This window comes from Vibrio sp. 10N.222.48.A3 (assembly GCF_041475345.1).
GTDB classification, from domain to species: Bacteria; Pseudomonadota; Gammaproteobacteria; order Enterobacterales; family Vibrionaceae; genus Vibrio; species Vibrio tasmaniensis_A.
Window position 1 is genome coordinate 17,226 of sequence record NZ_JBFRVX010000368.1, and the last position, 12,840, is coordinate 30,065.

A 12,840-nucleotide genomic window follows, 5' to 3' on the forward strand; every position below is an offset into this window, starting at 1 on the left:
GAAATTAAAGAATTGCTAGAAGTTCTACTTCGAATACTAGCGTTGAGTTAGCTGGGATAGTCGGTGTGTCTTGCTCACCGTATGCTAGCTCTGGCGGGATAACGAACTTGTACTTAGAACCCACTTGCATCAGTTGTACGCCTTCAGTCCAGCCTGGGATTACGCGGTTTAGTGGGAATGTTGCTGGTTCGCCACGATCGTAAGAGCTGTCGAACTGAGTACCGTCTGTTAGCGTACCTTTGTAGTGTACTTGAACCGTATCAGTGTCTTTTGGAGAAGCGCCTTCACCAGCCGTCATTACTTGGTAAAGTAGACCAGATTCAGTTTGCTTAACGCCTTCAGTTTTAGCGAACTCAGCGCGGAAGTCATCACCCGCTTTCTTCACTTCTGCAGACTTTTCTGCCGCTTGTGCTTGCATCGTTTCAGCAACACGCTTGTCTAGAGCTTCAAGAGCTGCACGCGTCTCTTCTTCGTTAAGTGCCGTCTTCTCTGCGAATACGTCTTCGATACCTTGAAGAACCATCGCTTTGTCTAGGTTAATACCTAGCTCGCTTGGCTTATCAATGCTTGTGCTTAAGTAGTTAGCGAAAGATACACCGATCGCGTATGCCGCTTTGTCATCTTCTGTTTTAAAGTTTACTGCTGCAACTTTAACTTCTTCTACCTGTGGAGCTTCTGCCTTTGGTTCTTCTTTCTGACAACCAACTGCTAGCATAACCGTTGCGGCAAGCAGTGATACTTTTAAAACTGATTTCATTGAATTCTCCAATTAATGGCCAAGCCATTGGTTATTGTGCACAAATCTAATGATTAGATTGGTGTGAATACGTTAGTTATAACAATATACTAGTCATATGTCTTTCGACACAAACCGGATTATTGGATGTGATGCGAATATTTTTCCACTCATTGCTATGTACGATTGTCATCACCTTGTTAAATGGCTGCTTTTTCTTCCAAGATGATGACCAACGCTGGGAAATTGAACCCAACGGCGCCACCAGCTTTGCCCTAAGTAGAGATGGACGCTTCGCGCTGCTCTACTCGCAGCAAAAACAGCTGCTCCTTTGGGATCTTGCCCAGAACAAAGAACTGGCTCAGCTTGGTCCACAAGATCAATCCGAAAATCAAGTATCGCGTATTCGCATCTCTGACAATGGTCGCTTTGCCATTACCGCCAGTCAGATGAATTTCGCCGTTTGGGACTTATCTTGGACACAAGCTGAAGGGCTATGGTCGATTTCCGATGGCTTAATTCGCGATGTTGATATCTCTAGCAACGGTGAAAAAGTACTGCTGGGCCTATCTAATGGCAAAGCTATCTATGTGGACTTAGTCACCGGACGCCGTCTGGAGTTCCTCGCTCACCGAGAAAAAGTTAATTCCGTCTCCCTATCTTCGAATGGGCGCTACGCATTATCAGGCGGTAACGACTATAAAGCTTACCTTTGGGATACCGAATCAGGCTTGGTATTGCGTACATTCGAGCACGAACAAAGAGTCGTACGAGTTGCCTTACAACGAGATGGAGAGCTAGCTTTTACCTCCGATGGAGGGAATCAAGCGATGATCTGGGATCTTGAGACAGGTGAACCTCAAGCTCAATTGCAGAGCTGGTCTCGACAGCTAATTTTCTCCAGTGCTCGCTTTTCTGATGACGGCAGTATGTTGGTAACAGGTACGCCATCTAGCCAAGTGAGCGTGTGGAATACTCAAGATGGCAAACGCATTTCTCGCCACGACGCCGAGCCATTAAAAGATGCTCGCCCTCCTCGTGCGGTAGTGTATGATGCAGCCTTTGATGATAAGAACCGTGTGATATCGGGCACCTCTGCGGGCATTGCCCAAGCTTGGAATGTGGATTAAGAACGATGACAGAAAAGCGAGTTGAACAATTAGAAAGCCGCGTGAATGACCTAGAATGTCAGTTGGCTTTCCAAGAGCAAACCATTGAAGAACTTAATGAAGCGCTTAGCCAACAACAGATGTTGATCACGAGAATGCAAGACCAGATGAAGTTCGTGGTTGGCAAAGTAAAAAATATGGATGGCTCAAACCTCGCTGACGCATCAGAAGAGACGCCCCCTCCACACTATTAAGTGCGCTTTAAAGATAACGAATTAGTTCTAGTGACGCATATCGTTAGTTTTTCGTCCTCAATGTGTAAACACATGTCAGGACGGGACATAGAAAACCAAAAGGGCGACAGATACTTATCTGTCGCCCTTTTGTTTGTTTAACCTGCGCTAATTCAACTAAAGTCAGTTAAGCCAATACAAACTTAGTCATCGGCATAAATTTTTACTTCCACGCAGCCATTAGTATCAACACTCGCACGGTACATTCCTGAACTGTTCATACCGAAATGAATATCACCTTGTCCATCGATAGCAATCAAGCCTCCTTCACCACCCATGGTTTTCAATTCACCTTGAATAATCGTTTCACAAGCCGTATGCACATCTTCCTTGAGATAACGCATTCGTGCCGCCACATCACTGGCAACCATCTTTCTAAGGAAGAACTCCCCCATACCTGTTGTTGAAACGGCCACGTTGCCATTTTCAGCAACAGTGCCTGCACCGATGATTGGAGAATCTCCCACACGACCGTATTTTTTATTGGTTACGCCACCAGTGCTGGTTGCGGCTGCTAAGTTTCCGGCTTGGTCTAATGCGACCGCGCCAACCGTGCCGTACTTTTTATCATCTGGATATTTATCTGCTTGCTCTTCATCATATTTCGCTTCAGACAAAGCAAAAATACCTTTCTCTTTCATCAACTGAAGTTGGTCATAACGACGCTCAGTAAAGAAGTAATCTTGCTCGGTGAAAGTATGGTCATGCTCAAACGCAAACTTCTCGGCGCCTTCACCAATCAGTAGCACATGGTCGCTTTTAAGCATCACATCACGCGCAAGCTCAATTGGATTTTTGATATGGCGGACACCGGCAATAGCCCCCGCATCCATTTCACGACCGTGCATCACAGAAGCATCCATCTCAACAAATTCATCATGAGTCAGAACAGAACCTTTACCGGCATTAAAGTGGGGACTGTCTTCCATCACCTTAACTGAAGCAACCACTGCATCTAGCGCATCGCCACCCGACTGTAATACTTGATAGCCAGCCAAAACCGATTTTTCCAAAGCCTCGGTAATACCCGTTTTTAATTCATCACTCATTTGCTCTCGTATGATGGTGCCTGCACCACCATGAATGGCAATTGAAAAAGGCTGTGACATACAAACTCTCCACTGACGTCGACTTATAATGTTGTGCTATCAATACCACATCCAAGGTTTGATGTCTGATAGCGAAAACCAAACTATTTACGAACGCTTAGATTTGCGGGCATTTAGTTTGGTAGACGAAAAGCCAACTCAAAAAGCTAGCACCCTAAACGAAAAAAACCTCCACAAGGGAGGTTTTCAATATTCTTAAACTAAACCGTTAATTCGGTATTAGTGAGAACCACAGCTACCGCCGCCGCAGCAGCCGTCTTTTTTCTCTTCAGCATGGTCATGGCCTTCGCCACCACAGCAACCACCTTCGTGATCATGATCGTGGTCGTGACCGCCACAGCCGCCTTCTTGGTGTACGTGACCGTGTTGAACTTCTTCTTCAGTCGCTTCACGAACCGCTACAACTTCAACGTCAAACGTTAGAGTTTGGCCAGCTAGCATGTGGTTACCGTCAACAACAACTTCGTCGCCATCTACTTCAGTAACTTCAACTGGGATTGGACCTTGGTCAGTATCCGCTAGGAAACGCATGCCAACTTCGATTTGCTCAACACCTTGGAATACGTCTGCAGGAACACGTTGAACTAGGTCATCGTTGTGCTCGCCGTAAGCGTCTTCTGGAGTAACAGTTGCTGAGAACTTGTCGCCAGCGACTTTGCCTTCAAGCTCTTTTTCAAGACCTGTAATTAGGTTGTTGTGACCGTGAAGGTAATCTAGTGGAGCTTCTGCAGTTGATTGGTCAACTACTACGCCATCTTCAAGTTTCACTTGATATGCAACACTAACTACTACGTTCTTTTCAATTTTCATGAGAGCTCCAAGGAGGTTTGGACTAAGCTCGAACAGTTGAGCTTAGGAAAAATTCTGTACCCGGATATTATGGGGATCAATTGACGAAACTCAATCACTCAGGCTTAAAAATACCGATCATTTCTTGATTCGCGTGTTCAGATTTCTCTACAGTTTTCGGTTTACGCTGTTCTGTGAAGTCACAATCGACACATTCCACCAGCTCGATATTATTTTCAATCCACCAACGGAGTGTGTCTTGAGTCTTGCAGCTTGGGCAGCTCGCCCCTGCGATAAAGCGTTTTTTCTGTTTCACGTTCATATCCTTTACAACTCTGGATTCGCAGTTCTTCCGATCTAGATCTATTAAAGACAAAGCAGAGACCACGTTTATTATTAGATTAGTTATCTAGACTTTTATTTCTAGAGCTCAAGCTATATTTCTAGAGCTCTAGCATTAGTTATCACTTCAAGCTACTGCCAATAGTTTCGAGATTGGTGATCATTTTCCATCTCGTGTCCAAAAATCTCTTCAAGCTCTTTGCGAGCCTCTTTCGCTCTTTGGGCTAACTCGGCATCTTCGTTATGCTGAGGCAGCAACTCTTTCAGCATACCATTATCCAGTTTCCTAAAGTGTGCTTCTGCTCGCTTCGCTTTATATGGATGCATGCCAAGTTCGGTCAATGTTTGACGACCTAAATCTAATGCCCCAAGGAAGGTTTCACGCGAGTAGTTACTCACACCATGGTTAAGTAATTGATACGCTTCAACACGGCTTCGTGCACGCGCTAAGATCTTCAACTGTGGGAAGTGCTGCTTACACAAATCGACGGTCTTCATGATTTCATCAGGAGAATCGGTACATAACACAATGGCTTCTGCCTTGTCAGCTCCCGCAGCTCGTAATAGTTCAAGGTGAGTAGAGTCACCGTAAAATACCTTGTAGCCGAACTTCCTAAGGATATGTATTTGGCTGGCATCACTTTCAAGGACGGTGATACGAATCTTATTGGCGTACATCAAGCGACCAATGATCTGACCGAAACGACCAAAGCCCGCAATAATCACTCGAGGACTACGATCAACCACATCTGAAGACATCGCGCTTTCACTGATTTGATTAAGTTGGCGAGCAAAAAATCGGTCTTGCAGCTTAAGCATCAATGGTGTGGTCACCATAGAAAGGCTCACAACAACCAGTAAGAACGACACTTGGTCGCCGCTTAAGATGCCTTGTGCGCTCGCCGCGGTAAAAATAACGAAGGCGAACTCACCACCTTGGCTAAGGATCATCGCCATACGGCTACGCGCTTTAGTTTGAGTACCGAAGATACGAGCCAGCGCATACAACACCAAGCCTTTCAACACGACCAGAGACGACACCGCAATCAATATTGCGAATGGGCTTTCTGCCAGTAAACCTAAATTCACCGCCATACCAACCGAAATAAAGAACAAGCCAAGCAGTAACCCTTTGAATGGGTCAATCGCGATTTCAAGCTCGTGTCGATATTCACTTTCAGCCAGAAGTACGCCCGCCAAGAAAGTACCTAATGCCATCGACAAACCAATCTGCTGCATGATGACGGCAATACCAATCACCAATAACAGCGCTGCTACCGTGAACAACTCACGCACACCGCTCATGACTACATATCGGAACAGTGGTCTCAACAAGAAGTGACCACCGACAAGCAAGCCAATCACACCGCCTAGCATCCACAACATGTCAGCCCAACTGCCGCCCGTATTGCCAGCAAGCAAAGGCAGCATCGCCAACATAGGGATTACGGCAATATCTTGGAAAAGTAATACCGCAAAGCCAGACTGCCCCGCTTCTTTGCCACCAAGCTCTCGCTCTTCAATAACACGCAACGCAATAGCGGTCGAAGACAAAGCTAAACCCATGCCGATGACTAAGCTAGTTTGCCAAGTTAAACCAAACATACACGCGATGGCGGTAATAATCAGAGTGGTGATCAGCACTTGCGCGCCACCAAGTCCTAGAATGGGGGCTCGCATCTGCCACAGTTTTTTCGGATTAAGTTCGAGACCAATCAAGAAGAGCAGCAGTACCACCCCGAATTCGGAGAAGTGTAGAATCGCCTCTACATCACTGATTAAACCAAGCCCCCAAGGGCCAATCGCCACACCCGCTAATAAGTAACCGAGTACCGACCCTAATCCAGCGCGCTGTGCGATAGGAACCGCAACCACAGCAGCAGCTAAAAATATAACGCTACTTTGTAGAAAATCGTTAGTCAGAGCCATCATTCGCTCCTATATCTTGTAGCGGGTCTCGCAACCAATTTCGATACGCTTCTGCGTGTTGGTAACGCGTCATATCGGTGACATTTCGTGCCCAGTGTAAAACCAAAGGGGATATCCAGTGCATCTGACACAAAGCAGCAGTTAGCTCGAATGGTTGCAAAATCTCTTGTAATGGATATTTATTATAGCCTGCGGCACCAAACGCCTCTTCTTTACCACCGGTAGTAATCACACTGCGCCAGTGTTTACCTTTAAGCGCACTTTGCTCACCAAACGCAAAACCCTTGCCTAATACTCGGTCAAACCACTCTTTAAGTAGTGATGGGCAGGAATACATAAACAAAGGGTGTTGGAACACGATCACATCATATTCAAGCAGCAATGCATGCTCAGAAGGCACATCAATAAAGAAGTCAGGATAGATGGCGTAGAGATCGTGGACTTTGACATTCCCAAGCGACTCTATCTTTTTAACCATGATCTGGTTAGCGATAGAGGTTTGCGGCTCTGGGTGCGCATAGATGACCAGCACCTTTGGCACGGGGTTGTCTGTCGAGGGAGTATTACTCATTCCTTTGAAACATTCCTTTGAAGGCTAAACGGTGGCAAGGCCACAAGAATTTAAGCAAAAGTTACTAATATGTTATTGGCATCATAACGCAAATTGCATTGTGATCGACTTTTATCTGGTTTCAGCCTACTATGCAGGCGTCTGTTCACCTCTAATTTCTATGCTATTTCAATTATGATTACTTTCTCTGATATTCAATTGCTACGCGGCGGTAAGCCACTCCTCGACCAAGCATCTGCGACTTTTCACCCTGGCGACAAGATCGGTTTGGTTGGTAAGAATGGCTGTGGTAAATCTACGCTGTTCGCCCTAATTAAGGACGAACTGTCTATTGATGCAGGCTCATTCAGTAAACCAGCCCATTGGGAAATGGCTTGGGTTGCTCAAGAAACACCTGCATTAGAAAGAACAGCAATTGAATACGTGATTGATGGCGACCGTGAATACCGTGGCCTTGAAGATCAACTGGAGAAAGCCGAACAAGCCGACAACGGCACATTAGTCGCAGAGATCCATGGCAAGATTGAAACCATTGGTGGTTATAGCATCAAAGCACGCGCGGCTGAGTTGTTAGACGGCCTAGGCTTTCGCCAAGAACAAATGACATGGAACCTGACTCAATTTTCAGGGGGTTGGCGTATGCGTTTGAACCTAGCGCAAGCCCTACTGTGTCGCAGTGACCTACTGTTACTCGATGAGCCAACCAACCACTTGGATTTAGACGCTGTAATGTGGCTAGAGCGCTGGTTACAAAACTACCCAGGCACACTCGTTCTTATCTCACACGATAGGGACTTCTTGGATCCTATCGTCAACCGCATCGTGCATGTTGAAAATCAACTGCTCAATGAATACACCGGTAACTACTCGTCGTTCGAAACCCAACGAGCGCAAAAGCTAATTCTGCAACAAGCGATGTACCAAAAGCAGCAGAAACAAATGTCGCACATGCAGAGCTACATTGACCGTTTCCGTTACAAAGCTTCAAAAGCTCGCCAAGCGCAAAGCCGTATTAAAGCGCTAGAGAAAATGGAACAAGTACTGCCCGCTCAGTTTGATAACCCTTTCAGCTTTGAATTTAGAGAACCAGACGCACTACCAAACCCAATCATGATGATGGACGAGGTATCGGCGGGTTACGATGACAATCTGATTCTAGAGAAGATTCGCTTGAACCTAGTGCCGGGCAGCCGTATTGGTCTACTTGGTCGAAATGGTGCTGGTAAATCAACGCTGATTAAACTGCTTTCTGGCGAACTGAAACAGCAAGGTGGTGAGCTGAGCTATTCGCAAGGCGTTAAAATGGGTTACTTTGCACAGCACCAATTAGAGACGCTGCACCCTGAAGAGACACCACTTCAACACATGATGCAGATTGCGCCAAAACACACCGAGCAACAACTGCGTGACTACCTAGGTAGCTTTGGCTTCCAAGGTGAAAAAGCACTCGATAAAGTGGCCCCCTTCTCCGGTGGTGAAAAAGCGCGTTTGGTATTGGCTCTGCTGGTATGGCAAAAACCGAACCTATTACTACTCGATGAACCAACCAACCACTTGGATCTCGATATGCGTCAGGCACTAACGTTTGCATTACAGACGTTTGAAGGCGCGATGGTTATCGTATCGCACGACCGCTACCTACTTCGTGCCACTACTGATGATTTATACCTTGTACACGACCGTCAAGTTGCACCGTTTGATGGTGACCTTAGCGATTACTACAAGTGGCTAACCGAACAACAGAAAGTTGAGCGCAAAGAAGCACAAGCATTGGCACCAGCAAAAGATGGCGCCAACAGTGCAGCAGCAAAAAAAGATCAGAAACGTAAAGAAGCAGAGTTCCGGAAACTAACGGCACCAATTCGTAAAAAGCTGACTCAATTTGAAAAGCAGATGGATAAATTAACGTTAGCTCTTGAAGAAGCCGAGCAAGAATTATCCGATACTTCACTGTATGAAGCTGAAAATAAGGCTAAACTGAATAAAGTACTCGCTCTACAAGCGAGCAGTAAGTCACAGCTAGAAGAAGTTGAAATGGATTGGATGTCCACTCAAGAAGAGCTTGAGCAGATGGAACTGGATATGGATAGCTTATGAGCCCAGAGCACGCACCAATATCACTAACACTGGAACGACTATGGCAATTTAGCCTTCAGTATTACAGTGTGCGCGGTGTTAAGGATGCGTGCTTAGCTTTGCAAAACCAATTCCATGGCAACGTCAATCTACTGCTGCTTCTCAAATGGCTTGATGAGCAGCAACTCTCTTTCGCTGAGGAGGAGTGGCACAAGGTGCAACAATGCTTAAGTCGCTCTGAAACCTTGCTTCATAGTTATCGAGAGCTGCGTAAACACCTCAAAGCACACGTTGTTGATTCACTCTACCGTGAAGCCTTACAATTTGAGCTGCAGCTTGAAAAGCAACAACAGTCCGATCTCGTCGACTGCATTAAGTCTCTTCAACTTACAGCGAACCAACAATCACCGCTCGCTTTACAGTACTGTCGTTTATTAGGGGCGGAAAACCTCTACGACGCTTTTTCTGAACCAGCACCACAGCCCTAACGCATTTCCTTTTCCTTTTATTCAATCAAGCTCCAAGCTTAACTGCGCTCGCTCGTTACCATGATCGCATGCTGACTAAAAAACATTTGGGGGTGAGTCTTTAATACGCCCAACCTTGATATTATTCAACCAGTTACCCATCACCTGTTTTGGTCGATCATATCAGTGAAACCCTTGCGCTTATGCTAAGAATCAACCAAGCTCAAATAAAAACGTGGGCGTTTCGCTAAAAGCTCAACACTTTATCAAAGCCCATAAAAGAAGCATGGACTGTTTTTATGACAATATTTACCGCTGCCGCTGGCCTATCGAATCCACATTTACAAACCTTAGTGCCAAGATTTATTAGAAAGCAGGCGTTGTTTGCTCCTCAATGGCAGACCTTAGAAACTCCCGACGGCGATTTCCTAGACCTTGCATGGAGTGAATCGCCAGACGGTGACACGCCAAGCAATGATGATAAAAGTAACAAGCCAATATTCGTTCTATTCCACGGATTAGAAGGGAGCTTTGAGAGCCCTTACGCCAACGGGCTGATGAATGCATTTGCTAAAGATGGTTGGCTATCAGTGATGATGCACTTTAGAGGTTGCAGCGGAAAACCAAATCGCTTGGCTCGTGCATACCATTCAGGTGAAGTCGAAGATGCGCGCTTTTTCCTAAGGCATCTGCACGCGCAGTTCCCCAGCAACCCCAAAGTTGCAGTTGGTATCTCTTTGGGTGGTAACATGCTGGCGAATTATTTGGCTGAGTATGCCGACGACCCATTGCTGTCGGCGGCGACCATAGTATCAGCTCCATTTGACTTGGCTTGTTGTTCTAGTCGCATTGAGCAGGGCTTCTCCAAGCTCTATAAGAAGTATCTACTCAACTCTCTAAAATCAAACGCCTTGAAAAAAGTTAACCTGCTACAGGAAAAGCTGGGGGTCACAGCGGAAACCATTAAGAAGATCACCAAACTGTATGAGTTTGATGAACAAATCACGGCGCCTCTGCATGGGTTCAAAAATGCCCAAGATTATTATGCACAATGCTCCGCACTGCCTAAACTCAAGAAGATCAAACTACCAACTCAGATCATTCATGCCAAGGACGATCCTTTCATGACCGATGATGTGATTCCAAAGTTCGTTCTGCCTGATAACATCGATTATCGACTGTTTCAAAAAGGCGGTCATGTGGGGTTCATTACCGGCAGCACACTCAAGCCAAGATTTTGGTTAGAAGAAGCATTACCCGCCTACTATGAAAGTCTACAAGATTCGGCATAATGCATAATGACGAGTCTTAGTAAATAGCAGTAAAAATATTACTAAGCTCACTCATTTCTACAACAATAAACCTATCCATGAACATAAAAGAGAGAAGTATTTATGATCATCCCGTGGCAAGACATTGCGCCAGAGACACTGCAAAACCTCATCAAAGAATTCGTACTGCGTGAAGGTACAGACTATGGTGACGTAGAAGTTTCACTGCAAAACAAAATTGACCAAGTGAAACATCAATTAGCCTCAGGAGAAGTGAGTATCGTGTTTTCTGAACTGCATGAAACCGTTGATATTCAAGTCACAAAACGCTTCTAAGCTGCGCTCATAAAGGAGCCGTGTTATAGTGGTAAACGATTGCTAACAAGTAAGTTACTCAAAAGACAAGGGTTGTCATGTCCGCTAAACATCCAATTATTGCGGTGACGGGTTCATCTGGAGCCGGCACCACCACTACATCAGAAGCCTTCCGAAAAATGTTCAATATGATGGACGTGAAGGCGGCTTGGGTTGAAGGGGATAGTTTCCATCGCTTCACTCGACCAGAGATGGATGTCGAGATCCGTAAGGCGCGCGAGCAAGGTAAACACATCAGCTACTTTGGTCCACAAGCTAACGATTTTGGTGCATTAGAAGATTTCTTCCGTCAATACGGCAATGAAGGCACGGGAAAAGTCCGTAGCTATCTGCATACCTTCGATGAAGCCGTGCCTTACAATCAAATGCCCGGCACCTTTACGCCATGGCAAGAGATCCCTGAAAACTCGGATGTGATGTTCTACGAAGGTCTTCACGGTGGCGTAGTCGATGGTGACATCAATGTTTCTCAACACGTCGATCTGCTTATCGGCATGGTACCTATCGTAAACTTGGAGTGGATCCAGAAATTCGTTCGTGACACACGCGATCGTGGTCACTCTCGCGAAGCGGTGATGGATTCTATTGTTCGCTCAATGGATGATTACCTTAACTACATTACCCCGCAGTTTTCGCGTACTCATATCAACTTTCAGCGTGTCCCTACCGTAGATACATCAAATCCACTGAATGCAAAAGGGATCCCAAGTTTAGACGAAAGCTTCGTGGTTATACGTTTGCGCGGCATCAAAAACGTCGATTTCCCTTACCTGTTGGCTATGATTGATGGCTCATTTATGTCACGTCATAACACGCTTGTGGTGCCAGGAGGCAAGATGAGTTTTGCTATGGAGCTCATTGTAAGGCCGATCCTGCAACAACTTATAGAAACCGGGAAAATAGGCTAACAAAACAACATTCTGGTTGATTACTTTTCATACCGTGATCATGTGCACAATTTTGCGTAAAAAATCGTAGCTTGGTCACGATTAAAATCAAGAAATAGTACCTGAAAAAGGATACTATTCTTAAACGAAACACAAGATAGCTTGCAGCACTCAACGAGTGCTCTTATCCTAGCTAGGTCAATTCAGGCTTAGCTAAAATATGGAAAGCGGCAAGCATACCCTGCAGAGGAAGTAAGATATTATGGTTCTAGGTAAACCCCAAACCGATCCAACATTAGAGTGGTTCCTTTCACACTGTCATATTCATAAGTACCCTTCAAAAAGTACTTTGATTCATGCTGGTGAAAAGGCAGAAACCTTGTACTACATCGTTAAAGGTTCTGTGGCAGTTCTTATCAAAGACGAAGAAGGTAAGGAAATGATTCTTTCTTACCTAAACCAAGGCGACTTCATCGGTGAGCTTGGCTTGTTCGAAGAAGACCAAGAGCGTACTGCATGGGTTCGTGCAAAATCTCCTTGTGAAGTGGCTGAGATTTCTTTCAAGAAATTCCGTCAACTTATCCAAGTGAACCCAGATATTCTAATGCGTCTTTCAGCGCAAATGGCAAACCGTCTACAAGTAACTAGCCAAAAGGTTGGTGACTTAGCGTTCCTTGACGTAACAGGTCGTATCGCTCAAACGCTACTAAACCTAGCAAAACAGCCAGATGCAATGACTCACCCTGACGGCATGCAAATCAAGATCACTCGTCAAGAGATTGGCCAGATTGTTGGTTGTTCTCGTGAGACCGTAGGTCGTATCTTGAAGATGCTAGAAGAGCAGAACCTAATTTCTGCACACGGTAAGACCATCGTGGTATACGGC

The 12,840-nt window shown here is 45.5% G+C and carries 14 protein-coding genes; 8 read left to right on the plus strand and 6 right to left on the minus strand.

Annotated elements, in window-relative coordinates; genetic code table 11:
• Positions 1-4: 4 nt before the first annotated feature.
• A complete protein-coding gene (fkpA, locus tag AB4653_RS11495; protein ID WP_372104200.1) occupies positions 5-757 on the minus strand; it encodes an FKBP-type peptidyl-prolyl cis-trans isomerase in 753 nt (250 codons plus the stop codon).
• Between the two features lie 131 nt (positions 758-888).
• On the opposite strand from fkpA, the gene AB4653_RS11500 reads away from it, so the two are divergent.
• Positions 889-1,866: a WD40 repeat domain-containing protein gene (locus AB4653_RS11500; RefSeq protein WP_009848931.1), complete on the plus strand. Its 978-nt coding sequence runs from the start codon at positions 889-891 to the stop codon at positions 1,864-1,866.
• A 5-nt stretch (positions 1,867-1,871) separates the two neighbouring features.
• On the plus strand, positions 1,872-2,099 hold the full coding sequence (locus AB4653_RS11505) for a SlyX family protein (protein WP_009848930.1): 228 nt from the start codon (positions 1,872-1,874) through the stop codon (positions 2,097-2,099).
• Positions 2,100-2,281: 182 nt separating this feature from the next.
• Here the strand turns inward: AB4653_RS11505 and AB4653_RS11510 are convergent, their stop codons facing one another.
• The 5 genes from AB4653_RS11510 to kefG all read right to left on the minus strand — a co-directional run bounded on the left by AB4653_RS11510 (position 2,282) and on the right by kefG (position 6,878).
• On the minus strand, positions 2,282-3,247 hold the full coding sequence (locus AB4653_RS11510) for an isoaspartyl peptidase/L-asparaginase family protein (RefSeq protein ID WP_009848929.1): 966 nt from the start codon (positions 3,245-3,247) through the stop codon (positions 2,282-2,284).
• 219 nt (positions 3,248-3,466) lie between these two features.
• A complete protein-coding gene (slyD, locus tag AB4653_RS11515) occupies positions 3,467-4,057 on the minus strand; it encodes a peptidylprolyl isomerase (RefSeq protein ID WP_009848928.1) in 591 nt (196 codons plus the stop codon).
• 94 nt (positions 4,058-4,151) lie between these two features.
• Positions 4,152-4,352, minus strand: coding sequence for a YheV family putative zinc ribbon protein (locus AB4653_RS11520; RefSeq protein ID WP_009848927.1), 201 nt, complete (start codon positions 4,350-4,352; stop codon positions 4,152-4,154).
• A gap of 158 nt (positions 4,353-4,510) precedes the next feature.
• Positions 4,511-6,307 (minus strand): glutathione-regulated potassium-efflux system protein KefB, encoded by a 1,797-nt coding sequence (gene kefB / locus AB4653_RS11525; RefSeq protein ID WP_009848926.1) that lies wholly within the window; start codon positions 6,305-6,307, stop codon positions 4,511-4,513.
• A complete protein-coding gene (gene kefG, locus AB4653_RS11530; protein ID WP_009848925.1) occupies positions 6,294-6,878 on the minus strand; it encodes a glutathione-regulated potassium-efflux system ancillary protein KefG in 585 nt (194 codons plus the stop codon). The genes kefB and kefG overlap by 14 nt, the downstream gene beginning before the upstream one ends.
• Positions 6,879-7,052: 174 nt before the next feature.
• Between kefG and AB4653_RS11535 the strand changes: the two genes are divergently transcribed.
• From AB4653_RS11535 to crp, 6 genes are all read left to right on the plus strand, one after another.
• Entirely contained in the window at positions 7,053-8,975 is a 1,923-nt protein-coding gene (locus AB4653_RS11535; protein WP_017096560.1) for an ABC transporter ATP-binding protein, read from the plus strand.
• A complete protein-coding gene (locus AB4653_RS11540; RefSeq protein ID WP_009848923.1) occupies positions 8,972-9,442 on the plus strand; it encodes a TIGR02444 family protein in 471 nt (156 codons plus the stop codon). Before AB4653_RS11535 ends, AB4653_RS11540 begins: the two co-directional genes overlap by 4 nt.
• A gap of 278 nt (positions 9,443-9,720) precedes the next feature.
• Positions 9,721-10,713, plus strand: a complete 993-nt coding sequence (locus tag AB4653_RS11545) for a hydrolase (protein ID WP_009848922.1) — start codon at positions 9,721-9,723, stop codon at positions 10,711-10,713.
• Between the two features lie 102 nt (positions 10,714-10,815).
• A complete protein-coding gene (locus AB4653_RS11550; protein WP_009848921.1) occupies positions 10,816-11,028 on the plus strand; it encodes a YheU family protein in 213 nt (70 codons plus the stop codon).
• Positions 11,029-11,105: 77 nt separating this feature from the next.
• A complete protein-coding gene (locus tag AB4653_RS11555) occupies positions 11,106-11,975 on the plus strand; it encodes a phosphoribulokinase (RefSeq protein ID WP_012604929.1) in 870 nt (289 codons plus the stop codon).
• A gap of 241 nt (positions 11,976-12,216) precedes the next feature.
• Positions 12,217-12,840, plus strand: a 624-nt coding sequence (gene crp, locus AB4653_RS11560) for a cAMP-activated global transcriptional regulator CRP (RefSeq protein WP_372104202.1), incomplete at its 3' end; no start/stop codon positions are given.

What these genes read in the sequence shown, in the direction of transcription:
- AB4653_RS11500 (WP_009848931.1), top strand. Translation starts at nt 889, where the DNA reads ATGCGAATATTTTTCCACTCATTGCTATGTACGATTGTCATCACCTTG.
- AB4653_RS11555 (WP_012604929.1), top strand. Translation starts at nt 11,106, where the DNA reads ATGTCCGCTAAACATCCAATTATTGCGGTGACGGGTTCATCTGGAGCC.
- AB4653_RS11540 (WP_009848923.1), top strand. Translation starts at nt 8,972, where the DNA reads ATGAGCCCAGAGCACGCACCAATATCACTAACACTGGAACGACTATGG.
- fkpA (WP_372104200.1), bottom strand. Translation starts at nt 757, where the DNA reads ATGAAATCAGTTTTAAAAGTATCACTGCTTGCCGCAACGGTTATGCTA.
- kefG (WP_009848925.1), bottom strand. Translation starts at nt 6,878, where the DNA reads ATGAGTAATACTCCCTCGACAGACAACCCCGTGCCAAAGGTGCTGGTC.
- AB4653_RS11545 (WP_009848922.1), top strand. Translation starts at nt 9,721, where the DNA reads ATGACAATATTTACCGCTGCCGCTGGCCTATCGAATCCACATTTACAA.
- AB4653_RS11505 (WP_009848930.1), top strand. Translation starts at nt 1,872, where the DNA reads ATGACAGAAAAGCGAGTTGAACAATTAGAAAGCCGCGTGAATGACCTA.
- AB4653_RS11535 (WP_017096560.1), top strand. Translation starts at nt 7,053, where the DNA reads ATGATTACTTTCTCTGATATTCAATTGCTACGCGGCGGTAAGCCACTC.
- AB4653_RS11510 (WP_009848929.1), bottom strand. Translation starts at nt 3,247, where the DNA reads ATGTCACAGCCTTTTTCAATTGCCATTCATGGTGGTGCAGGCACCATC.
- AB4653_RS11550 (WP_009848921.1), top strand. Translation starts at nt 10,816, where the DNA reads ATGATCATCCCGTGGCAAGACATTGCGCCAGAGACACTGCAAAACCTC.
- kefB (WP_009848926.1), bottom strand. Translation starts at nt 6,307, where the DNA reads ATGGCTCTGACTAACGATTTTCTACAAAGTAGCGTTATATTTTTAGCT.
- slyD (WP_009848928.1), bottom strand. Translation starts at nt 4,057, where the DNA reads ATGAAAATTGAAAAGAACGTAGTAGTTAGTGTTGCATATCAAGTGAAA.